Here is a 21296-nt window from a genome sequence, read left to right on the forward strand (position 1 = left end):
ACGAGGAATCATGACCCGAGCCGAATGGATGGGCCTGCTGGCCCGATCAGCCCCCGACACCCTGACCGCTTGTCTGGCGGGACTGGGTGAGATGCCGAAACACAGCTGGCTGCGCGCGCCCGAGGCCGGATCAGTCATGGTGCAGGGCCGCACCGGCGGTGTTGGCGCGCCGTTCAATCTGGGCGAGGTGACGGCGACGCGCTGTGCCCTGCGTCTGGAGGATGGTCGCGAAGGTCATGCCTTTGTGCAGGGGCGCAGCCGCGATCATGCCACCCGCGCCGCGCTGGTGGATGCGCTGATGCAGGGGACTGATGCGGATGTTGTGCGCCAGAGCGTGCTTGAGCCGCTTGCCACAGAAGAGGCCGCGCACCGCGACATCATCGCCCGAAAGGCCGAAGCGACGCGGGTGAATTTTGAGACATTGGTCCGGGGAGAAGACGCATGAACGCGCTGGCCGCAGGGTTTGCCAACCCACCGCAGGAGTCGGCCCGTGCCTTTCGCGCGGCGATGCAGGCAATGGCCTGCCCTGGAACGATCCAAAACATCACAGGCCCCGAGGTTCCGGGCCTGTCCCCGGCGGCGGCACTGTTGCTGCTGACCCTGACGGATGGCACGACACCGGTGCTGCTGACCGGCGATGCAGCGCAGTCGCAGGACTGGCTGACCTTTCACACCGGCGCGCCCAAGGCGGGCAGCGCGGCAGAGGCGGCCTTTGCCGTGGGGCGCTGGGACGATCTGGGACCGCTCAACCCCTATCCGGTGGGCACGCCGGATTATCCCGACCGCTCTGCCACGCTGATCGTTGAAATGGCTGAGATTTCTGGGGATGGCCCGCGCCTGACCGGCCCGGGGATCGAGACGGAGGTACAGATGTCGCTGCCGGATGCCGATGCCCTGCGCCTGAACGCCGCGCTTTATCCGCTGGGGGTGGATCTGTTTCTGACCTGCGGCAGCCGCCTTGCGGCGCTGCCCCGGTCCACACGCATTGCGGAGGATGGCTGATGTACGTCGCAGCAAAAGGCGGAGAAGAGGCGATTGCCGCCGCCCACACCTGGCTCGCCGAGGCACGCCGGGGGGACCGGTCGCTTCCTGCAATGAGCACGGCGCAGATTGCCGAACAGCTGGCGCTGGCGGTGGCGCGGGTGATGTCCGAGGGGTCGCTTTATGACATCGACCTTGCGGCGCTGGCGGTGCAGCAGGCGCGGGGTGATCTGATCGAGGCGATCTTTCTCATCCGCGCCTATCGCACCACCTTGCCGCGTCTCGGATCATCCAGACCGATCGACACGGGGGCCATGATATGCGAACGCCGGGTGTCGGCGACGTTCAAGGATATCCCCGGCGGGCAGGTGCTGGGGCCGACATTTGACTATACCCACCGGCTGGTGGATTTCGCGCTGGCGGCAGGGGACGAGGCCGCGGCGGCGAAGATCGCCGAGACCGCGCCACAGACCCGGTCCCGCGTGTCCGACCATCTGGGACGCGAAGGGTTGCTGCGGGATGAGCCGCGCAGCGATGCCACGCCGCCGGATCTGACCCGCACGCCGCTGGAATTACCGGCCGAACGGCCGCTGCGGCTGCAGGCGCTGGCGCGGGCGGATGAGGGGTTTCTGCTGGGCCTCGCTTATTCGACGCAGCGCGGATACGGGCGCACCCATGCCTTTGTCGGTGAGTTGCGCATTGGAACGGTCCAAGTGGCTGTCGAGATCCCCGAGCTGGGCTTTGCCATCGACTTTGCCGAGATTGTCGTGACCGAATGTGAGACGGTGAACCAGTTCACCGGGTCGCGCACGGAGCCTGCGCAGTTCACCCGGGGCTATGGTCTGGTTATGGGCCGGTGCGAGCGCAAGTCGATTTCCATGAGTCTGGTGGATCGCGCGCTGCAATGGCAGGAGCTGGGCGAGGACAATGTCGGCGCCCCGGCGCAGGATGCGGAATTTGTGCTGATGCACAGCGACAACATTCAGGCGACCGGGTTTCTCGAACATATCAAGCTGCCGCATTACGTCGATTTTCAGGCCGAGCTGCAGCTGATCCGACGCCTGCGCCGCGAGGCAACCGAAGCACAGATGGAGGCTGCGGAATGAGCGATTATAACTTTGCCTATCTGGATGAGCCGACGAAAAAGATGATCCGTCGCGCGATCCTCAAAGGGCTGGCTGTGCCGGGCTATCAGGTGCCCTTTGCCAGCCGCGAGATGCCGATGCCCTATGGCTGGGGCACGGGTGGCGTGCAGGTGACGGCGGCCTGCCTGACGCCCGAAGATACGCTGAAGGTGATCGATCAGGGGTCGGACGATACCACAAATGCCGTGTCGATCCGGTCGTTCTTTGCTAAGGTGGCGGGGGTGGCGACCACCACCCGTACCGCTGAGGCGTCCGTGATCCAGACCCGCCACCGTATTCCCGAAACGCCTTTGCGCAGTGATCAGGTGCTGGTCTATCAGGTGCCGATCCCCGAGCCGCTGCGGTTTCTGGAACCGCGCGAGACCGAGACGCGTCGGATGCACGCGCTGGAGGAATACGGGCTGATGCATGTGAAGCTCTACGAAGACATCGCACGGCACGGCGCGATTGCGACCTCTTACGCCTATCCGGCGCTGGTGAACGGGCGGCATGTGTTCGACCCCTCGCCGATCCCGCGGTTCGACAACCCACGGCTGGAAAGCCCGGCGATCCAGCTGTTTGGCGCAGGGCGGGAACAGCGGATCTATGCGCTGCCGCCGTTCACCAGCGTGCAGAGCCTTGATTTTGACGATCACCCGTTTGAGGCCTCCAAGGCTGATGGCGCCTGTGCCCTTTGCGGGGCGACGCATACCTATCTGGACGAGATCGTGGCCGATGATCAGGGCACGCGGCGGTTCCAGTGTTCTGATACGGATTATTGCATGGAGCGGCGGGCATGAATGTGGTGAATACAGCCCTGGTCCTGGAGGACACACCTCTGTTGTCGGTCTCGGGTCTTACGCGGTCTTACGGCGCGCGGATCGGTTGCAAGGATGTGGTGTTTGATCTGTACCCGGGTGAGGTCATGGGGATTGTCGGTGAATCCGGGTCGGGCAAATCGACCTTGCTGTCCTGTCTGGCGGGGCATCTGGAAACGGATGCGGGGCAGGTGGTCTATCAGGGGCAGGATGTGCTGACCCTGCCGGAGCCTGCGAGGCGGCGGCTGATGCGCACCGACTGGGCCTTTGTGCACCAACACGCCCGCGACGGGTTGCGCATGAACGTCAGTGCGGGCGGCAATGTGGGCGAACGCCTGATGGCGGGTGGTGCGCGGCATTACGGCAACATCCGCAAGACGGCCGAGGACTGGCTGGAGCGGGTCGAGATTGATCCGGGCCGGATCGACGACCGCCCCAGCGCCTTTTCCGGCGGCATGCAGCAGCGTTTGCAGATTGCGCGTGGCCTTGTGACCGGGCCGAAGCTGGTGCTGATGGACGAACCCACCGGCGGTCTGGATGTCAGCGTTCAGGCGCGGCTGCTGGATCTGCTGCGCGGTCTGGTGCGGCGGATGGGGTTGTCTGTGGTGATCGTGACCCATGACATCGGGGTGGTGCGGCTGCTGGCCGACCGGCTGATGGTGATGCGCCACGGACAGGTGGTGGAACAGGGGCTGACGGACCGTGTGCTGGACGATCCGCAACATGCCTATACGCAACTTCTGGTGAATTCGGTGCTGCCCACATGACTGCTCAGGTGATGATCCGCGTGGCGGACGTGTCCAAGAACTTTGCCCTGCATGCGCAGGGTGGAACGGTGATCCCGGTGCTGCAGGGTGCCGCGCTGACCGTGCGGGCGGGGGAATGTGTCGCGCTGACCGGCTCCTCTGGATCGGGCAAATCCACGCTGCTGCGGCTGTTGCAGGGCAATTATGCCCCTGCGGGTGGGGTGATCGAAGTGGCGGGGCTGGACCTTGCCACGGCCACACCCCGGCAGGTGTCAGCGCTGCGGCGCGGGACGCTGGGCTATGTATCGCAATTCCTGCGGGTGGTGCCCCGGGTGCCTGCGCTGGATGTGGTGGCCGATCCCCTGCTGACGCTGGGGATGGAAGAGGGTGAGGCGCGCGACCGTGCCGGGGCGCTGCTGGCGCAACTGAACCTGCCCGAGCGGCTGTGGGGTCTGTCGCCGACGACGTTTTCGGGGGGCGAACAGCAGCGGGTGAACATCGCGCGCGGCTTTGTGCATCCCTATCCGGTCCTGTTGCTGGACGAGCCGACAGCCTCGCTCGACCCCGTCAACCGCGCCGTGGTGCTGCAGCTGATCCGTGACGCCAAGGCGCGCGGCGCGGCGCTGGTCGGGATCTTTCATGACGCACCGGCCCGGGCGGAGATTGCGGATCGAGAGGTGGATGTGACGGTGTTTTCGCCGCAGGCGGTGCCCGCATGATGGGGCGACTGATCGCAGTTGTGGGCCCTTCGGGCGTGGGCAAGGATACTTTGATCCGCGCCCTAAGCGACGCGCGGCCCGACCTTTACGAGGTGCGCCGCGTCATCACCCGGCCCACAGACGAAACCGAGGCCTGCCTGTCGGTCACATCCGGAGAATTCAGACGCCTGCAGGAGGCGGGGGCCTTTGCCCTGTCCTGGGGGGCGCATGGCCTGTCTTACGGTGTGCCAATCGAGGCGGTGGAGCGGGTGCGCGCGGGTCAGGACGTGATCGCCAACCTGTCGCGCGCGCTGTTGCCTGTGGCGATCGGCGTCTTTCCCCGGGTGCTGATCCTGTCGCTGAGTGCCGCGCCCGAGGTACTGGCCGAACGGCTGGGTGCGCGGGGCCGCGAAGAAGGCGCCGAGATCACCCGGCGCCTTGCCCGCGCAGTGCCGCCCATGCCCGACGAGGCCGAGGTGGTGCATATCGACAACGGTGGCCCGCTTGAGGTTTCGCTTACCGCAGCGCTGAGCGCCCTGTCACAAAACGATACCGCGTGAGCGGTCTGACCCTATCCCGATCCCGGCCAATGCACGCCCTGTGCAGGCAAGACGCCCGGCCCCTGAAAGAGTGCAGATGATGACGGACCAAATTATCCTTTCCAACGCCCGCCTTGTGATGGAGCGCGAAATTGTCACCGGATCGCTGGTGATCCGCGACGGGCTGATCGCAGAGATCGACACGGGCGCGCAGGTCCCTGCCGGGGCGATTGACTGCGGCGGCGATCTGGTTAGCCCTGGGTTGATCGAGCTGCACACCGACAATCTGGAACGCCACCTGAGCCCGCGCCCCGGCGTCGACTGGCCACATGAGGCGGCGATTCTGGCCCATGACGGTGAGCTTGCGGCCTGTGGCATCACCACGGTGTTTGACGCATTGCGCGTCGGGTCAATCAAATCGCCCACCGGCATGGGCTACAAACCCTATGCCCGCGCGTTGGCGTCGGAAATCCACGCGCTGCGCGCAGGTGGGCATCTGCGCATCAGCCACCATTTGCACCTGCGCGCCGAGATGTGTTCGCAGACCCTGTCGGACGAGCTTGACGGCTTTGGCCCCGAGGATCGCGTCGGTCTGGTCAGTCTGATGGACCACACGCCGGGGCAGCGGCAGTTTGTCGATGTGGGCAAATTCCGCCAGTATATTCAGGGCAAATATGGGTTGGAGGACAAGGTCTTTGACGCCTATGTGGCCGAGCTGAAAGAGCTTCAGGCAACGTTCGGCCCCCGGCACGAAGCTGCTGCCGTAGCCGCCGCCGCGCGGTTTGGTGCGGCTTTGGCCAGCCACGATGACACCAACGCCGCACATGTGGCACAAAGTGCTGCCCATGGTGTGGCGATTGCCGAATTTCCAACGACAAAAGAGGCGGCGCAGGCCTGCCGTGCGGCGGGCATTGCGGTGATGATGGGTGCGCCCAACATCGTGCGGGGCGGGTCGCATTCCGGCAATGTGGCGGCGGCGGATCTGGCCCGCGATGGGCTGCTGGATGTGCTGAGTTCGGATTACGTCCCGGCAGCGCTGCTGACGGCGGCGGTGCAACTGGCGCAGATGACCGGCGATCTGCCAAAAGCACTGGCGACCGTGACCAGCGCCCCGGCGCGGGCCGTCGGGCTGGAAGATCGGGGGCGGATTGTGCCCGGGCTGCGTGCTGATTTGGTGCGGCTGCGCATGGTCGGAAAGACGGCGCGCCCGGTGTCGGTCTGGTCACTGGGGCAGCGCGTGGCCTGAGGATACCGCGTCGCGCGGTTCTGAACTGGAACTTCGGCCACGAACCGGGTATTGCCCTGCGCGAACCGGGGGGATCCCCGAAATCCATGATGTCGGAGAGCAGAGCGGTGCCACAGGGTTCGCAAGACGCATTCAAGGCGGCAAATACGCTGGTTCTGGCCAGCGGCACGCTGGCCGAAACCGCCACGCTGGCTGGGGTTATCGCAGAGGCGCTGACCCCGGGCGATGTGGTGCTGCTAGATGGACCGCTGGCGGCGGGAAAGACCACATTTGTCACGTCGCTTTGCCGCGCGCTTGACTGCGCCGAACAGCCGTCGAGCCCGACCTATGCAATATCCAACATTTACACCTGCCCTAGGTTCGAGGTGTTCCACATCGACGCCTATCGGCTGAGCGGGGTGGATGAGTTTTACAACCTTGGGATCGAAGAATTCTTTCCCGACTCCGTGGCGCTGATCGAATGGGGGGAGCGGGTGGCGGAGGCCTTTGTCGATCCGCTGCGCATCGCCATCAGCTTTGAGGACGCGGAGAGCGAGGGGCGGGTTTACACCTTTGCCAGCACCGGTAAGCGCTGGCAGGGGCTGATGGCGCAGCTTCGCGCAAGATGGCCGGACGCAGGGGTTTGACATGAGGCTGATCATCCAGACATCTTCGGCGACCTTCGGGCTGGGGCTGTTGTCTGACACTGGCGCGTTGCTGCATGAGATTCATGCCAAGGATTGCACGACGCAGTCCAAAAATCTTGGTGATCTGTTTCACGCTTTGATGGACGGCGCTGGTTGTACGCTGGCCGATATTGTCGAGATCTGCGTCGATCTTGGCCCGGGTGGGTTGTCGTCGACCCGCGCGGGGGTGAGCTTTGCCAATGCGCTGGCCTTTGCAGGGTCAGTCGGGTTGTCGGGCGTGTCGGCGCTTGAGTTGCTGATGCTTGAGGCGCGCAAGACCAGCGCTCTGCCGATCTGCAGTATGCGCCCGGCGCAGGGCGGGCTGGCGTTCTGGGCTTTTTACATTGAGGGGCGGCTTGAGGGGGTCGGCTGTGACCAGCCTGACGCGGTGCTGGGGCAGCTGATCGAGAGCCGCGGCGAGATTGCTGTGGCCGGCCCTTTGGCACGGTTGCGGCTGGACCCGCAAGCACTGAACGGTCTGCATAGGATGGAGATCGATCCGCCGGGCCTCGATATATTTTCTCAGGCCACCCGCCGCCCGCCCGCGGATGTGGGCGGTGTTGCCGTGCTGGAGCCGATCACGTCAGCCGAAGGTCTGGGGCCTGTCTGAGGGTTTCTAAGTGGGTTTGGTGTTGCGCGGGCAGGGCGCGCGCATTAGATCCCCGGCACCGTTTGTCGCGGCCCATGAGAGCCCATGAGAGATTGAAGGACGCCACGCCTTGACCAGCACAGCAGCGAACCCCGTTGTGGACCGCGCGGCGGACTGCCTCGCCGCAGGCGGCGTGGTGCTGTTGCCGACGGATACGGTCTTTGGCCTTGCTGCCCTGCCGGACAATGCAGGCGCTGTGGCGCGGATTTTCGCGCTGAAGGACAGACCGGCGCACAAAAACTTGGCCGTGATGATTTCGGATATTGCTCAGCTTGAGGCGATTGGTGCTGACGTGACCGATCTGGTGCGCGTGCTGGTCGCGTCGCCCTTTTGCCCCGGGGCTTTGTCCATGGCGGTGGGGCTGCGGGATACAGGCCGGGCGGCGTGGTTGCAGGACCGCGAAGAGCTGGCGTTCCGCATTCCCGACGATGCCTTTTTGCTGGAGCTGATCAACCGGACCGGGCCGCTGTTGGTCACCAGCGCGAACCGGTCGGGGCTGGGCACGCTGGGCACCGCCGCCGCCGCCGCCGCGCAGCTGACCGGCGCGCCGGATCTGGTGATCGAGGGGCGTGAGTGTGGCGCAATACCTTCGACTCTGGTCAATTGCCGCAAGGTGCCGCCGGTGATCGAACGGCACGGCGTGCTATCAGCGCAAGAGTTGGCGGAGTATCTGGCATGAGCACAGCGGACCTTGTTCTAGGGATCGAGACATCCTGCGATGACACCTCTGTCGCGCTTGTGGATCGCGGGGGGCGGGTGATCGCTTGCGAGACTGTGTCGCAGTTCGACATCCATGCGGAATTTGGCGGCGTCTTTCCCGAACTGGCCAGCCGCGCACATCTTGAGGCGGTTCTGCCCACCGTTAGCAAGGTGCTGAAGGTGGTGGATGGGGATATCAGCCGCATCCGGGCCATTGGCGTCACGCGCGGTCCGGGGCTGATCGGGTCGCTGATCGTGGGGGTGAACACGGCGCAGGCGCTGGGGCTGGCCTGGGGCAAGCCGGTGTTTGGCGTCAATCACCTGCGCGGCCATTTGCGCAGTCCTGACCTGGAGGAAAAGCGCATCACCTATCCGGCCCTGCTGCTGCTGGTGTCGGGGGGGCATACGCTGCTGTGTCATATGCTCAGCGCGACAGAGATCACCGTTCTGGGCACCACCCGCGATGATTCCGTCGGAGAGACCTATGACAAGGTGGCGCGGATGCTGGACCTTGGCATGCCGGGTGGGCCTGCACTGGACCGGCTGGCGGCGACGGGGCGGGCGGTGCATCGGTTCCCGCGCCCGATGATCCGTGAGGGATACGAGTTTTCCTTTTCCGGACTCAAGTCCAGCGTTGCGCGGATGCTGGAAAAGGACCCCGGTGTGGATCGCGCCGATGTGGCGGCGTCCTTTGTGGCAGCCTGTCTGGATGTGCTGGGCACCAAGGTGCGCCGGGCGCTGGGCGAACACGCGGCAAAATCGCTGGTGGTGGTGGGCGGCGTTGCGGCCAGTCAGCAGATTCGCCAGCTGGTCGAGGACATCTGTACCGAGGCGGGCATAATCCCCTGTCTGCCGCCTTTGCGCTGGGCGACGGACAATGCCGCGATGATCGCGCTTGCGACCTGGGACTATGTGGATCGCGGCGCAGAGGCGGATATGCGCACGGTGCCGAGCATGGCGCTGGCGGCCTGGTAGCCACGCAAAGCCGTTTGAGCTGACGGGCATCTGTGCAACTCTTCGCGTCACTCAGACAGGAGAGTACCACATGACAGATCCGCTACCCCAGTTGCAGCATTATGATATCGCGGACTTTGTCCTGCAGTCGGGCGAGGTGCTGCCAAAGGCGACCCTAGCCTATCGCACGTATGGCACATTGAACGACAACCGGTCGAACGCGATCCTTTATCCGACCTCTTACGGCGTTGTGGACGCTGATGTCGCCTGGCTGATCGGGCCGGGGCGGGTGCTGGACCCGAGCAAGTATTTCATCGTCGCTGTGAACATGTTCGGCAACGGTGCATCCTCTTCGCCCAGCAATATGGAGCGCAACCCGGAAACCGGGCTGTTTGCGCGCTTCAGCCATGTGGACAATGTGACCGCGCAGCACCAGCTGATCACGCAGCACCTTGGCATCGACCAGTTGGCGCTGGCCTATGGCTGGTCCATGGGGGCGCAGCAGGCGCTGCACTGGGGGGCCTTGTTTCCCGATGCGGTGGCGCGGATCTTTACCATCTGCGGCACGGCAAAGACCTCGGTGCACAACTGGGTGTTCCTTGATTCATTGCGGGCCACGCTGACCACCGATCCGGCCTGGGACGGCCAAGCGTTCAGCGCGCATCCGGATCGCGGGCTGCGCGCCTTTGGGCGGGTCTATGCGGGATGGGCGCTGTCGCAGGCGTTCTATCGCGAGCGGGTGTACGAAAGCCTTGGTTACGACGACATCGAGACTTACCTCGCCGAAACCTGGGACAAGACATTCCTGCACCGCGACCCGCACAACCTGCTGTCGCTGCTCGACACCTGGCAGCGCTGCGACATCAGCGACAATGACCGTTTCAACGGCGATCTGCGGGCCGCGCTGGGCGCGATCACCGCGCGCACGGTGCATATGGCGGCCAGTACGGACCTGTATTTCCGCGCCCGCGACATCAAGGCCGAAGCTGAGCACATGTCTAACGGGCAATATGCTGAGCTCACGACCGTATGGGGGCACAGGGGTGGCAACCCGCAGCAGAGCCCAGAAGATGAAACAGTACTTAGGTCCACCGTGCAGCGGCTGCTGGAGGCTTGACAGGATGGGAAAGTTAAGGCGCTGTGGGAGGGGCAATCCATTGATTACAATTCCGCGCCTGAGACTGAAACAGACCTACTGACAGACGAAAATCTGAGGTTTTGCACAAAATACAGGCGAGGGAGATATGGGTTGCCATCAAGGTGCAGGACTGTGGTTGCCCGGGGACTATGGCGCGCCACATCACTGTTATCTCGGTGGGGCACGTACTGGACGACAGGGTGCGCAAAGCACCGGGATATAACAAAATAGTCGCCGCATGGAAAAAAACGTCCCGGGGAGGGGCGATGCGGCAGACCAACACGGAGGATACGACCAATGCAAAGACGGAAATTTCTGAAGGCCGCTGCTGGCGGTACAGTCGGGGCTGCGGCACTTGCAGCACCGGCGATTGCGCAAGGCCGGATGGACATGGTCATCGTTTCGACCTGGAACCGCGACTTTCCGGGTCTGGGGACCAGCGCACAGCGTTGCGCCGCCCGCATCGAGGAACTGACCGAAGGCCGTATCGCGGTGCAGTATTTTGCCGCAGGCGAACGTGTCGGCGCCTTTGACAGCTTTGACGAGGTCGCATCGGGCAACGCACAGGCCTATATCGGCTGCGATTATTACTGGAAGGGCAAGCACCCCGGCTGGGCACCATTCACCGCTGTTCCTTTTGGTCTGGTCTACACAGAAATGGACGCTTGGATGAAGTTTGGCGGCGGTCAGGAACTGCTGCACAAGCTGGGGGATGAATTCGGCATTGTCGGCTTTCCCTGCGGCAACACTGGCCTGCAGATGGGCGGCTGGTTCAACAAGGAAATCAACTCTCCCGAGGATCTCAAGGGGCTCAAAATGCGTATTCCGGGGCTTGGCGGCGACGTCATGGCCAAGGTCGGCGCCTCTCCCGTGTCGCTGCCCGGCGGGCAGATCTATGAAAACCTCATTTCGGGCGCCATTGATGCGACAGAATGGGTGGGGCCGTGGAATGACTATTTCCTGAAGCTCTATGAGGCGGCCAAATACTACTACTGGCCCGGTTTCCACGAACCGGCATCGCAGGTCGACATCGGCATCAATGCGTCCTGGTGGGCGACAGTGCCCGAACAGGACAAGAAGCTGATCATGGTCGCCTGCGCCGAAGAGAACGCGATGCAGCCCGCCGAGACCAACTATCAAAACGGTATCTACCTCAACCGTCTGATCAACGAATACGGCGTTGAGTTGCGCGAGTTCAACGATGACGTCTATGAGGCCTTTGGTGCGGCGTCCGAGGAAGTGATCATGGAAACCCGTGATCACAGCCCGCTGGCGGCAGAAATTGTCGACAGCTACCTTGAAGCCCGCAAGAACGTCGGAGTCTGGACCAACTATTCCGACGCGCCCTATATCGCCAAGCGCAACCGTTTCCTCGATATTTGAAGCAGGATCTTTGTCCGGCCCGATCAGGGCCGGGCGACACCGGGCCAGGCACACCTGTCCCGGAAAAATAACCGGCGATAAAAATACGCGGGACGGGGAGATTTTAGGATGACAGAGACGACCGCAGGCCGTGCTATTGTCGCGCGTGCTTTTGGCTGGATCATATTGGCCATGATGGTGGCCTTTCTTGCCAATTCAGTTCTCACTTACTGGTTCGGGTTGCCCGGCGCCTCGGCGATCATGACCGGGGGTGGGGCGCTTTCTTTTCTGCAGGTGGCGCTTTATGCGGCTTTCGCCCTGCTGGCGGTGGCGCTTGTCATGCGCCGCCCCGATGAGGCGCTGCGCGACGAGGCAGCCCGGATCACGGCGTTCAACACCTTTTTGATCCGCGCCGCATTCTGGGTGGTGGTGCTTGTGGGTGTCGGTGATGCGCTGCTGTCCTTCATGCGGGTGGATGGCACGCTGGATCAGCTTGTCGGATCTGACATCGCGGGAAATCTGGGCCGGTCGCAGTATCGCGGCGTCTATTTCCACGTGCCGCTGATCCTGCTGGGGATCCTGATCGCCGCCGTCACACGCGGCGTTGCGTTCACCTGGCTTGCCCTGCTGGTCGTGCTGGCAGAGCTTCTGATCGTGCTCAGCCGGTTCGTGTTTTCCTATGAACAGGCCTTCATGGCCGATCTCGTACGGTTCTGGTACGGCGCTCTGTTCCTGTTCGCCTCGGCTTATACCTTGCTTGAGGACGGGCATGTGCGGGTGGATCTGCTGTATGCGGGTATGTCACGCAAGAAACAGGGGCGCACCAACGCATTCGGAGCGGTGTTGCTGGGCATGATGCTGTGCTGGACGATCCTGATCATCGGCTTCGGGTCGTCGTCCAGCATCATCGTCGGACCGATCCTAGTGTTCGAGGTGACGCAGTCCGGTTTCGGAATGTACGTGAAATACTTCATGGCCGGTTTTCTAGCTGTCTTTGCGGTGACGATGATGTTTCAGTTCGTCGCGCAGTTTTTTGAGGCCGTCGCCGACCGGCGCGGTGAACCCGGCGCGCGCGAGACGCACGCTGAAATGATGTAAGCAGGCAGGACTGAACCGATATGGAACTTTTCTTTCTTCTCCTGCTGATCGTTATCATGGCCACGGCTTTGGGGTCGGGCTATCCGGTGGCCTTTGCCCTGCCGGGATCAGCGATCATCACCGTCCTTCTGGCGGCGGGGTCTGGGTATATCTTCATGGGCAGCACCGACGCCTTTTTTGCCGCAGGTGGGCCGTCGCAATGGCTGAGCGCGGGGGTGACGAACCTGCGCGGCGTGTACTGGGAACCTGAACGCGACACATTGATTGCGATTCCACTGTTCATCTTCATGGGGATCATGCTGCAGCGGTCGAAGATCGCCGAGGATCTGCTGGTCACCATGGCACAGCTGTTCGGGCCTATCCCGGGAGGTCTGGGGATTTCGGTGGTTGTTGTGGGCGCACTTCTGGCCGCCACCACCGGCATCGTTGGTGCAACCGTGGTCGCCATGGGTATGATTTCATTGCCGGCGATGATGCGCAACGGCTATGCCAATCCGCTGTCCTCGGGGATCATCGCCGCCTCCGGCACGCTGGGGCAGATCATTCCGCCTTCAATCGTGCTGATCATCCTTGCTGACCAGCTGGCATCGGCCACCGATCAGGCGGGGCAGACGCGTCAGACGCTGTACAAGGCGGTGACGGGCGAGATTGTAATGCCATCGGAATTCGCGGTTGTCTCGACTTCAGCAGGTAACATGTTCCTTGGCGCGCTGGTGCCAGGACTTTTGCTTGTCGGGCTTTACATCCTTTTCATCCTAGGCGTTGCAATCATACGTCCGAAATATGCACCCGCCGTGCCATATGAGGGCAAGTATGACTTCCGGTTTGCCGGTCAGGTATTTCTGGCCATGGTGCCGCCGCTGGCACTGATCATCCTGGTGCTCGGGTCGATCATCGGAGGTATCGCTACGGTGAATCAGGCGGGGGCCATCGGTGCAGTGGGGGCCATGGTCATGGCAGGCTACCGGCTGCATCCGGGCGGCAGGCTGCGCTATGTGCCTGCGGTCATGGCGCTTTTGGGAATGCTGCTGCTGACCTTTGTGCTGAGTAATTTCAACACCAACATCCAGAACGTGCGGTCCGACAGGGATATCCTTGGCATTCAGCTGGCCAGCGTCGGGGTGCTCTTGATCGTCTTGTCCATCGCTTGGAGCGGATATCGCGCCTATAACACCGACGACGCCCTGCAGGGCGTCATGGTCGAGACGGCCAAGACGACATCGCTGGTGTTCATCATCCTGCTGGGGGCGGCGATGCTGACAGCGGCCTTCCGTGCCTTTGGCGGCGAAGAACTGGTCAAGCATTTCCTCGAAGGGTTGCCGGGCGGGTTCTGGACCAAGTTTCTTATCGTGATGGGTGTAATCTTCGTGCTCGGCTTCTTTCTCGATTTCATCGAGATTGCCGTGGTCGTGGTGCCCATCGTAGCACCCATCCTGCTGGCTGATCCGGAAGCGAACGTTTCGGCGGTCTGGCTTGGCGTGATGGTCGGTCTGAACCTTCAGACCTCCTTCCTGACGCCGCCCTTTGGCTTTGCGCTGTTCTATTTGCGCGGTGTGGCCCCAGCGGCGGTGCGCACGATTCAGATCTACAAGGGAGTTGTCGCCTTTATCGGCTTGCAGATTGTTGCTCTGCTTGTTGTCGCCGCCTATCCGCCGCTGGTGAACTATCTGCCGACGCGGGCCTCTCTGACCTCGGAAACCGCGCCGCCGCCGATCAATCCGGCCCTGCAGTATTGTGTTGAAAACTATGTGGCGCAGGAATTCGGTCAGAATGGTGATGCCATCAGTTCCGCAATCGACACGGCAGGTGCGCTGGATCTGTCCTATCTGCCCAGGGGATTGGCGCGCGACTTTACTGAGGGCATTGAAAAGGCAAGACAGTCGATGCAGCTGATGCAGGAGATCGAAGCGCTGAAGGTGCAGCTTCGGGAGGGGGCTGTTGCCTATCGGCCTGAACATACCTTTGTGCGGGGGCTGGAAAGCGATGCACGCCGGATCGACACCACGCTGGATGATCTGAACCTGCGTATCAGCCGGGGGTTCGGCGATAGTGAGGCACTGCAGGCGCGGGTTGACCGGCTAGAGGCCGAAAAGGCCGCGTTGCTGGCACAGATCCCTGAAAGCTGGGCCGCGACGCAGGCGGAATACGGCAAGATCACCGCAAATGACCGCCGTACGCGCAGCCTGTATCAGCGCACGGTGGATCAGGCCTATCAGCCGATGGTCGAGCTCAAGCAGATCATTGCCGGTGCCGAAGGGCTGGCCGCGCTGAAGGCGCCGATTGATGCGCTGGTGGCCGATGCGCCGGGCATGGATCGCGATACGGCGGATGCGCGGTTCAAGGAAGTCGAGCGAATGGTCGGCGAAGTGGCAGGTGCAAACGACCTGCGCAGCCTGTTGTCGGATGCGCGGCGCGAGATCGACAGCCGTTCGCCCGATTCCGAGCAGGCGATGGAGAACCTTGCCGAGGCGCAGGAACTTCTGGCCGGTGAGATGGACTGGCGCAGCCGGGCTGAGCGCGAATTGCTGCCCGCGTTGCAGGCCTACGATCTGGCGATAAAGGGCACCATTGGTCTGCGTCAGCAGCCACGCCTGCCTCGGGAACAGGCGCTGTTCGTCGCGTCCTGCAGTTCGGTCCATCGCGACATTTCGCTGAACTTCTGACATGTGCGGGCGGCCCGCGAGCGGGCCGCCCGTCACTCGACCGAATTTCGGGTTAAATCCGAATGCCTGCGCAGGCGGCTGTGTTGCGGATATGCGCGGCCATGGCGGCGGCGGACGGGTCGGGCGCATTGCTGCGCAATGCGTCCAGTATCGCGCGATGTTCGGCAATAGAGGCCTGCATGCGTACAAGGGCCGTGTTCGGGATCGGCACCCGCTGACTTTCTGTCAGCAGATCGCGGATCGAGTGGTAAAGCCGTTTCAGCATCTCGTTCGGGCAGGTCTCGGCGATGCGGGCGTGAAAGGTCAGATCTGCCTCAACATGGCTGACAAGGTCGCCATCCTTCCAGGCTTGTTCAAAAACGTTGGTGGCTTGTTCCAGCACCTCGGCGATCGCGGGCGTCACATGCGGCGCGGCAAGGCGGCACAGCTCTGATTCGATCAGCAGGCGGGACTGGAACACTTCGAGAATGGAATACTGCGCTTCGAACCGCCAGGGTTCGGGCGCGCTGTCGCGGGCGCTCTGCTGGCCCACCACAAAGGTACCGCGCGCGGGGTAGGTGCGCACAAGACCCAGTGTTTCAAGCGTCAGGAGCGCCTCGCGCAGCGAGGCGCGCGATACACCCAACTGTTCTGACAGAATTCGCTGCGACGGGATCTTTTCATCCTGTTTAAGAACGCCGCTGCGCACCATCTGTTGCAATTTGCGCGCAATCGCCTGGGTCACGGGTGCCTTGTCGCTTTGGTGGTTCATTCTTGACCTTTCGTTACGGCATCGCGCGTCTATAGCGCCAATTTTCCTGGACCGCCAAACATCCGGTTGCATGATCGGGCCGGGCGTGCTTCAAATCGGTCAGACCGGTCAGACCAGTCTGACCAGTCTGAATCGTAAAAAATAGAAACAACAGGGAAATCTGCATCATGTTTGGAAAAATCACCAAAGTTGCGGCCATTGCACTGGCGGCTTCGGGCGCGTTGGGTGGGGCTGCCTGGGCGCAGGCGCTGCAGGTCGGCGCCAATATCGGCAACGTGCCGTGGGAGTTTCAGGATGCCTCTGGCGCCAATGTGGGCTTCGAGGTCGATCTTGTGAACGCCGTTGCGGAAAAGCTGGGCCGCGAGGTCGAGATCGTGAACATTCCGTTCAATGGTCTGTTTTCGGCGGTGCAGTCGGGGCGGATCGACATAGCGATGTCTTCGATCACCATCACTGCCGCGCGTCTGGAATCCGTCAGCTTTGCGCAGCCCTATTATGACAGCGACCAGTCGCTGACCGTTCTGGCCGATGGTCCTGCAGGTCTGGACGAAATGTCGGGCAAGGTTGTGGGGGTCGATACCGGATCCACCGGCGACATGTGGGCGACGGACCATGCTGAACAGCTCGGCTTTGGTACGATCAGCCGCTACGAAGGTCTGGCTCCTGCCATGCTCGACCTCGTCGCTGGGCGGATTGACGGCTATATCTCGGATATTCCTGCGCTGCAGTATTATGCCAAGGACAAGCCGGAACTGAAGGTTGTGCAGCGCATCCTGACCGGAGAGCAATATTCTATGATGTTCGCCAAGGATGCGCCGCTGGCGACGCAGGTGAACGAGGTTCTGACCGAGCTGAAGACGGATGGCGTGATCGCCAGCCTGCATGAAAAGTGGTTTGGTGCAGCCCCCGAATCGAGCACATCGACCGCGACGGTCATGGATATGCCGACACTCAAGTAACCCAAAGGAACGCGGTCTGTGCCACGGGCCGCGTTCTGACGTGAAAGTTTGATATGGACGTCTTTGACACCTTTCTGAACATGGCGGTGCTGAAACGCAGCCTGCCGATGCTGCTGGATGGACTTTGGCTAACGCTGCAACTGGGCGCGGCAAGCATCGTGGCGGGGTTGGTGCTGGGTCTGGTTGTGGCGCTGCTGCGGCTTTATGCGGTGGCACCGGTGCGGATCCTGATGCGGATTTATATCGACATCTTCCGGTCGATCCCCCTGCTTGTGCTGCTGATCGTGGTCTATTATGCGCTGCCGTTTGTCGGTTTGCGCCTCACTGCCTTTGTCTCTGCCATGACGGCACTGACGCTTGTATCGGGCGCTTATACGGCCGAGATTTTCCGCGCAGGGATCGAGGCGATCCCCAATGGTCAGTTTGAGGCATCAGCGGCGCTGGGTCTGAGCCATCGCCATACGATGTTTGACGTGATCCTGCCGCAGGCAGTTCGCATCGTCATTCCGCCGCTGACAAACAATTCGATCAATGTGGTCAAGGACACGGCGCTTGCCTCTGTTGTCGCCATGCCGGATCTGTTGAAACAGGCGACCCAGGCGCAGGCATTGGCGGCCAACCCGACACCGCTGATCGGCGCCGCGCTGATCTATCTGGCCTTTCTCTGGCCGCTGGTGCTGCTGGTGTCCTACCTTGAAAGACACTTCAATTCAGGGAGGCGAAGATGAGCACAGTCAGCATTCGCGCCCTCAACAAGTTTTATGGAACGTTCCAGGCGCTGCGCGGCATCGATCTTGAAATTGCGAAGGGCGAGGTGGTCTGTGTGATCGGCCCGTCCGGGTCCGGCAAATCCACGCTGATCCGCTGTATCAACCGGCTGGAGGAGTTCAGCCGCGACAGTGCGATCCTTGTGGACGGCATTCCGGTTGTTGCGGGCCGCAGCCTAGCCAAAGTGCGGGCAGAGGTCGGGATGGTGTTCCAGAACTTCAACCTGTTCCCGCATCTGACGGTGCGCGAAAACGTCATGCTTGCCCCGCGCCGGGTGCGGGGAACCAGCCGCGCAGAGGCAGCAAATCATGCCAACGCGCTGCTTGCCCGCGTCGGTATTGCCGAGCAGGCCGACAAATACCCTGAAAAGCTGTCCGGGGGGCAGCAGCAGCGTGTGGCGATTGCCCGCGCGCTGGCGATGGAGCCGCAGGTGCTGCTGTTTGACGAGCCGACCTCGGCGCTGGACCCCGAGATGGTGGGCGAGGTGCTGGATGTGATGAAAGCGCTGGCCGGGACCGGGGTTACAATGATTGTCGTGACCCATGAGATGGGCTTTGCCCGGCAGGTGGCTGACCGGGTGATTTTCATGGACGGGGGCGAGGTGATCGAAACCGGCCCACCCGAGCAGGTGCTGGGCGCGCCAAGAGAACAGCGCACGCAGAATTTCCTCAGCGCCGTGCTGAACCACTAAAGACTTATGACGAATGGACAAGATATGAGCGATGCGATTGATCTGGACTATGTGCAGGCGCAGTTTCCGGGGCTTGCAGCCCCTTGGGTGTTCTTTGACAACGCCGGGGGTAGCCAGATCCTGGGCGGGGCCGTGGACAAGATCAGCGAATTCCTGATCCACCGTAATGTGCAGATTGGCGGCAGTTATGCGGTGTCACAGGCCGCCGCCGAAGGGCTGCGGCTGGGGCGTGAGGCCGCACAGACGCTGGTAAATGCCGCGCATGCTGAAGAAATCGTGTTTGGCCCGTCGACGACCCAGCTGATGCGCACATTGGCTGCGTCGATGCGACGCCAGCTGCAGCCGGGGGATGAGATCGTGGTGAGCCATGCGGATCACGAATCCAATATCGGCCCCTGGAAAGAGCTTGAGGAATTCGGGATTGTGGTCCGCAACTGGCCGCTGGACCCAGAAAGCCTGACCATGCGCCTGCAGGATCTGGAACCGCTGATGACCGAGCGGACCAAACTGGTCTGCGTGCATCACGCGTCAAACATTCTGGGCTGGATGAACCCGGTCAAGGACTTTGCGGCCTTTGTGCATGAGAAGGGGGCAAAGCTATGTGTGGACGGCGTCGCCTATGCGCCGCATCGGGCGATTGATGTGCAGGATTGGGATGTCGATTACTACATTTTCAGCATGTACAAGTGTTATGGGCCCCACCACGCCGTGATGTATGGAAAGTATGACCTGCTGCGCGAGTTGGATGGTCAGTACCATTATTTCTACGGCAAGGACAAAGTGCCGGGCAAGCTGGAGCCGGGTAACCCCAATTACGAACTCGCCTACAGCACTGTGGCGGTGGTGGACTATTTCGCGGATCTGGGCGCGCGTATGGGGGGCAGAGGGTCAAAACGTCAGTTGCTGGAAATGGCTTTTGAAGGCATTGCCGCGCAGGAAGATGTGCTGGCCAAGCGACTGATCGACTGGATCACGGCGCGCAATGAGTGCCGGATGATCGGACGCGGCTTTGCGAGCAACCGCGTGCCGACAATTGCCTTTCGCTTTGACGGGCTGGATTCGGGTGTGATTGCGCAGGCGATGGATGCCCATGGCATTGCGATCCGGTTTGGGGATTTCCATTCGCGTCGGTTGATCGAGGATCTGGGCGAGACAGGGCATAGCGGCGTGTTGCGCGTGTCGATGGTGCATTACAACTCGGTCGCGCAGGTGGACAAGCTGACGGCGGCGCTGGGTCAGGTGGTGTCCGAACTGGCGCTGGCCTCGTGAGCGCGCCCCATGATCTGGCCATCCGGGGTGGGACGATTGTCACCGCCTCGGATCGATTCCGCGCCGATCTGGGCATCCGCGACGGGGTGATCACCGATATTGCAAGCCGGATCGAGGGCGCGAAGGAGGAGATTGACGCCACCGGTCTGATGGTGCTGCCCGGCGGGATCGATGCGCATGTACATCTGGCACAACCGACCTCGGACGGGACGGTGATGGCGGATGATTTCGCGAGCGGCACACGTTCGGCCGCGGCGGGGGGCAACACCACGGTGCTGCCGTTTGCGATGCAGGTCAAAGGCACCTCCTTGCGCGATTGTGTGACCGCCTATCACGCACAAGCCGAGGGGCAGTGTTACACAGATGTATCGTTCCATCTGGTGATTTCGGACCCGACGCCGCAGGTTTTGGGTCAGGAACTGCCCGCGCTGGTGCGCGATGGCTATACCTCGTTCAAAGTTTTCATGACCTATGACGATCTGGTGCTGAACGACGCCGAACTGCTGGAGGTGTTTGAGGTTGCGCGGCGCGAACGCGCGCTGGTCATGGTCCATGCCGAGGGACATGACGCGATCAAACACATGACCCGCAGGCTGGAGGAACAGGGCAAGACCGCGCCCTATTACCACGCCGAGGCGCATCACCAGATTGCCGAGCGTGAGGCGACCCATCGCGCGATCAGCCATGCGCAGCTGACCGATGTGCCGGTTATGATTGTGCATGTGTCTGGGCGCGATCCGATGGAGCAGATCCAGTGGGCGCAAAAGCGCGGCATGAAGGTGCATGCCGAAACCTGCCCGCAATACATCGCGCTGACCCGCGATGACCTCAAGGGTCTGAACATGGATTTTGAGGGGGCGAAATACGTCTGCTCTCCGCCGCCGCGCGACATCGACAGCCAGAACGCGATCTGGGAAGGGTTGCGAGATGGCACCTTCGAGGTGTTTTCGTCCGATCACTGCCCGTTCTTCTTTGAAGGATCGGACGGGACGGGCAAGGACAATCCCCGCGCGCGCACGTCGTTCAAGTGGGTGCCCAACGGTATTCCCGGGGTGGAAACGCGCCTGCCGATCCTGTTTTCCGAAGGGGTCAGCAAGGGGCGGATCACGTTGGAACGCTTTGCGGCGTTGACCTCGACCAATCCGGCCAAGCTCTACGGGCTATACCCGCAAAAGGGCGCGCTGGTGATCGGGGCGGATGCGGATATCACCCTGTGGGACCCTGCGCGGGAAGAGGTGATTACACAGGAACGTCTGCACCACGGGTCGGACTACACGCCCTATGAGGGCATGCAGATCAAGGGCTGGCCGGTGCGCACCATCCTGCGCGGTCAGACGATTGTGCTGGATGGCGTGGTGCTGGGCGCCAAGGGCTTTGGCGCCTATCAGACACGTGGCACAAGCGGGGCGATGGCCTGACGCTGGTGATTGACGCGCGAGGCACCATTCGCTGAGGTTGCGCAGATCAGATGTGCCCCC

22 protein-coding genes are annotated in these 21296 nt (G+C 62.3%); 21 read left to right on the plus strand and 1 reads right to left on the minus strand.

Going from position 1 to position 21296, the window contains the following annotated elements:
* Positions 1 to 10: 10 nt before the first annotated feature.
* The 16 genes from phnG (at position 11) to P775_RS18390 (ending at position 15380) form a co-directional block, all read left to right on the plus strand.
* A complete protein-coding gene (gene phnG, locus P775_RS18315; RefSeq protein ID WP_099912329.1) occupies positions 11 to 445 on the plus strand; it encodes a phosphonate C-P lyase system protein PhnG in 435 nt (144 codons plus the stop codon).
* Positions 442 to 1002, plus strand: a complete 561-nt coding sequence (phnH, locus tag P775_RS18320) for a phosphonate C-P lyase system protein PhnH (protein WP_099912330.1) — start codon at positions 442 to 444, stop codon at positions 1000 to 1002. Before phnG ends, phnH begins: the two co-directional genes overlap by 4 nt.
* Positions 1002 to 2087, plus strand: a complete 1086-nt coding sequence (locus tag P775_RS18325; protein ID WP_099912331.1) for a carbon-phosphorus lyase complex subunit — start codon at positions 1002 to 1004, stop codon at positions 2085 to 2087. The genes phnH and P775_RS18325 overlap by 1 nt, the downstream gene beginning before the upstream one ends.
* Positions 2084 to 2905, plus strand: coding sequence for an alpha-D-ribose 1-methylphosphonate 5-phosphate C-P-lyase PhnJ (locus P775_RS18330; protein ID WP_099912332.1), 822 nt, complete (start codon positions 2084 to 2086; stop codon positions 2903 to 2905). Before P775_RS18325 ends, P775_RS18330 begins: the two co-directional genes overlap by 4 nt.
* Positions 2902 to 3690 carry a phosphonate C-P lyase system protein PhnK gene (gene phnK, locus P775_RS18335; protein ID WP_099912333.1) on the plus strand — a complete coding sequence of 263 codons (789 nt, stop codon included), beginning with the start codon at positions 2902 to 2904 and terminating at the stop codon, positions 3688 to 3690. Before P775_RS18330 ends, phnK begins: the two co-directional genes overlap by 4 nt.
* A gap of 11 nt (positions 3691 to 3701) precedes the next feature.
* Positions 3702 to 4388: a phosphonate C-P lyase system protein PhnL gene (gene phnL / locus P775_RS18340; RefSeq protein WP_099912334.1), complete on the plus strand. Its 687-nt coding sequence runs from the start codon at positions 3702 to 3704 to the stop codon at positions 4386 to 4388.
* Positions 4385 to 4927 carry a phosphonate metabolism protein/1,5-bisphosphokinase (PRPP-forming) PhnN gene (phnN, locus tag P775_RS18345; RefSeq protein ID WP_099912335.1) on the plus strand — a complete coding sequence of 181 codons (543 nt, stop codon included), beginning with the start codon at positions 4385 to 4387 and terminating at the stop codon, positions 4925 to 4927. The genes phnL and phnN overlap by 4 nt, the downstream gene beginning before the upstream one ends.
* A 79-nt stretch (positions 4928 to 5006) precedes the next feature.
* Entirely contained in the window at positions 5007 to 6152 is a 1146-nt protein-coding gene (locus tag P775_RS18350) for an alpha-D-ribose 1-methylphosphonate 5-triphosphate diphosphatase (protein WP_099912454.1), read from the plus strand.
* A gap of 89 nt (positions 6153 to 6241) precedes the next feature.
* The gene (gene tsaE, locus P775_RS18355; RefSeq protein WP_180287493.1) at positions 6242 to 6778 is read left to right on the plus strand and encodes a tRNA (adenosine(37)-N6)-threonylcarbamoyltransferase complex ATPase subunit type 1 TsaE; all 537 of its coding nucleotides are present in this window, start codon (positions 6242 to 6244) and stop codon (positions 6776 to 6778) included.
* A gap of 1 nt (position 6779) precedes the next feature.
* The gene (locus P775_RS18360; protein WP_099912337.1) at positions 6780 to 7427 is read left to right on the plus strand and encodes a hypothetical protein; all 648 of its coding nucleotides are present in this window, start codon (positions 6780 to 6782) and stop codon (positions 7425 to 7427) included.
* Positions 7428 to 7536: 109 nt separating this feature from the next.
* Positions 7537 to 8145, plus strand: coding sequence for an L-threonylcarbamoyladenylate synthase (locus P775_RS18365; protein WP_180287494.1), 609 nt, complete (start codon positions 7537 to 7539; stop codon positions 8143 to 8145).
* On the plus strand, positions 8142 to 9140 hold the full coding sequence (gene tsaD / locus P775_RS18370) for a tRNA (adenosine(37)-N6)-threonylcarbamoyltransferase complex transferase subunit TsaD (protein WP_099912339.1): 999 nt from the start codon (positions 8142 to 8144) through the stop codon (positions 9138 to 9140). Before P775_RS18365 ends, tsaD begins: the two co-directional genes overlap by 4 nt.
* Before the next feature lie 70 nt (positions 9141 to 9210).
* On the plus strand, positions 9211 to 10236 hold the full coding sequence (locus tag P775_RS18375) for an alpha/beta fold hydrolase (RefSeq protein WP_099912340.1): 1026 nt from the start codon (positions 9211 to 9213) through the stop codon (positions 10234 to 10236).
* A 318-nt stretch (positions 10237 to 10554) separates the two neighbouring features.
* A complete protein-coding gene (locus P775_RS18380) occupies positions 10555 to 11640 on the plus strand; it encodes a TRAP transporter substrate-binding protein (protein WP_099912341.1) in 1086 nt (361 codons plus the stop codon).
* Positions 11641 to 11748: 108 nt separating this feature from the next.
* Positions 11749 to 12717: a TRAP transporter small permease subunit gene (locus P775_RS18385; RefSeq protein ID WP_099912342.1), complete on the plus strand. Its 969-nt coding sequence runs from the start codon at positions 11749 to 11751 to the stop codon at positions 12715 to 12717.
* A gap of 20 nt (positions 12718 to 12737) precedes the next feature.
* Positions 12738 to 15380: a TRAP transporter large permease subunit gene (locus P775_RS18390; protein WP_099912343.1), complete on the plus strand. Its 2643-nt coding sequence runs from the start codon at positions 12738 to 12740 to the stop codon at positions 15378 to 15380.
* Positions 15381 to 15432: 52 nt separating this feature from the next.
* Here P775_RS18390 and P775_RS18395 read toward each other — a convergent pair whose 3' ends face one another.
* Positions 15433 to 16131 (minus strand): FadR/GntR family transcriptional regulator, encoded by a 699-nt coding sequence (locus tag P775_RS18395; RefSeq protein WP_099912344.1) that lies wholly within the window; start codon positions 16129 to 16131, stop codon positions 15433 to 15435.
* Positions 16132 to 16298: 167 nt separating this feature from the next.
* Between P775_RS18395 and P775_RS18400 the strand changes: the two genes are divergently transcribed.
* From P775_RS18400 to hydA, 5 genes are read left to right on the plus strand one after another with little or no spacing between them, the layout of a single operon-like run.
* Positions 16299 to 17090: a transporter substrate-binding domain-containing protein gene (locus P775_RS18400; RefSeq protein ID WP_099912345.1), complete on the plus strand. Its 792-nt coding sequence runs from the start codon at positions 16299 to 16301 to the stop codon at positions 17088 to 17090.
* Positions 17091 to 17143: 53 nt separating this feature from the next.
* A complete protein-coding gene (locus tag P775_RS18405) occupies positions 17144 to 17818 on the plus strand; it encodes an amino acid ABC transporter permease (protein WP_099912346.1) in 675 nt (224 codons plus the stop codon).
* Complete coding sequence (locus tag P775_RS18410; RefSeq protein ID WP_099912347.1) at positions 17815 to 18549, plus strand: amino acid ABC transporter ATP-binding protein; 735 nt, start codon at positions 17815 to 17817, stop codon at positions 18547 to 18549. Before P775_RS18405 ends, P775_RS18410 begins: the two co-directional genes overlap by 4 nt.
* A 24-nt stretch (positions 18550 to 18573) precedes the next feature.
* Complete coding sequence (locus P775_RS18415; RefSeq protein ID WP_099912348.1) at positions 18574 to 19818, plus strand: aminotransferase class V-fold PLP-dependent enzyme; 1245 nt, start codon at positions 18574 to 18576, stop codon at positions 19816 to 19818.
* On the plus strand, positions 19815 to 21236 hold the full coding sequence (hydA, locus tag P775_RS18420; RefSeq protein WP_099912349.1) for a dihydropyrimidinase: 1422 nt from the start codon (positions 19815 to 19817) through the stop codon (positions 21234 to 21236). Before P775_RS18415 ends, hydA begins: the two co-directional genes overlap by 4 nt.
* Positions 21237 to 21296 lie beyond the last annotated feature (60 nt).

Origin of the sequence: Puniceibacterium antarcticum, assembly GCF_002760615.1 — a bacterium.
GTDB classification, from domain to species: Bacteria; Pseudomonadota; Alphaproteobacteria; order Rhodobacterales; family Rhodobacteraceae; genus Puniceibacterium; species Puniceibacterium antarcticum.

Bases quoted from the DNA above. Each gene is read 5' to 3' on its own strand.
- phnN (WP_099912335.1), top strand. From the start codon at position 4,385: ATGATGGGGCGACTGATCGCAGTTGTGGGCCCTTCGGGCGTGGGCAAG.
- P775_RS18410 (WP_099912347.1), top strand. From the start codon at position 17,815: ATGAGCACAGTCAGCATTCGCGCCCTCAACAAGTTTTATGGAACGTTC.
- P775_RS18375 (WP_099912340.1), top strand. From the start codon at position 9,211: ATGACAGATCCGCTACCCCAGTTGCAGCATTATGATATCGCGGACTTT.
- phnG (WP_099912329.1), top strand. From the start codon at position 11: ATGACCCGAGCCGAATGGATGGGCCTGCTGGCCCGATCAGCCCCCGAC.
- P775_RS18390 (WP_099912343.1), top strand. From the start codon at position 12,738: ATGGAACTTTTCTTTCTTCTCCTGCTGATCGTTATCATGGCCACGGCT.
- P775_RS18330 (WP_099912332.1), top strand. From the start codon at position 2,084: ATGAGCGATTATAACTTTGCCTATCTGGATGAGCCGACGAAAAAGATG.
- P775_RS18400 (WP_099912345.1), top strand. From the start codon at position 16,299: ATGTTTGGAAAAATCACCAAAGTTGCGGCCATTGCACTGGCGGCTTCG.
- P775_RS18325 (WP_099912331.1), top strand. From the start codon at position 1,002: ATGTACGTCGCAGCAAAAGGCGGAGAAGAGGCGATTGCCGCCGCCCAC.
- P775_RS18405 (WP_099912346.1), top strand. From the start codon at position 17,144: ATGGACGTCTTTGACACCTTTCTGAACATGGCGGTGCTGAAACGCAGC.
- phnL (WP_099912334.1), top strand. From the start codon at position 3,702: ATGATCCGCGTGGCGGACGTGTCCAAGAACTTTGCCCTGCATGCGCAG.
- phnK (WP_099912333.1), top strand. From the start codon at position 2,902: ATGAATGTGGTGAATACAGCCCTGGTCCTGGAGGACACACCTCTGTTG.
- P775_RS18385 (WP_099912342.1), top strand. From the start codon at position 11,749: ATGACAGAGACGACCGCAGGCCGTGCTATTGTCGCGCGTGCTTTTGGC.
- P775_RS18350 (WP_099912454.1), top strand. From the start codon at position 5,007: ATGACGGACCAAATTATCCTTTCCAACGCCCGCCTTGTGATGGAGCGC.
- P775_RS18415 (WP_099912348.1), top strand. From the start codon at position 18,574: ATGAGCGATGCGATTGATCTGGACTATGTGCAGGCGCAGTTTCCGGGG.
- tsaD (WP_099912339.1), top strand. From the start codon at position 8,142: ATGAGCACAGCGGACCTTGTTCTAGGGATCGAGACATCCTGCGATGAC.
- phnH (WP_099912330.1), top strand. From the start codon at position 442: ATGAACGCGCTGGCCGCAGGGTTTGCCAACCCACCGCAGGAGTCGGCC.
- P775_RS18360 (WP_099912337.1), top strand. From the start codon at position 6,780: ATGAGGCTGATCATCCAGACATCTTCGGCGACCTTCGGGCTGGGGCTG.
- P775_RS18380 (WP_099912341.1), top strand. From the start codon at position 10,555: ATGCAAAGACGGAAATTTCTGAAGGCCGCTGCTGGCGGTACAGTCGGG.
- tsaE (WP_180287493.1), top strand. From the start codon at position 6,242: ATGTCGGAGAGCAGAGCGGTGCCACAGGGTTCGCAAGACGCATTCAAG.
- P775_RS18395 (WP_099912344.1), bottom strand. From the start codon at position 16,131: ATGAACCACCAAAGCGACAAGGCACCCGTGACCCAGGCGATTGCGCGC.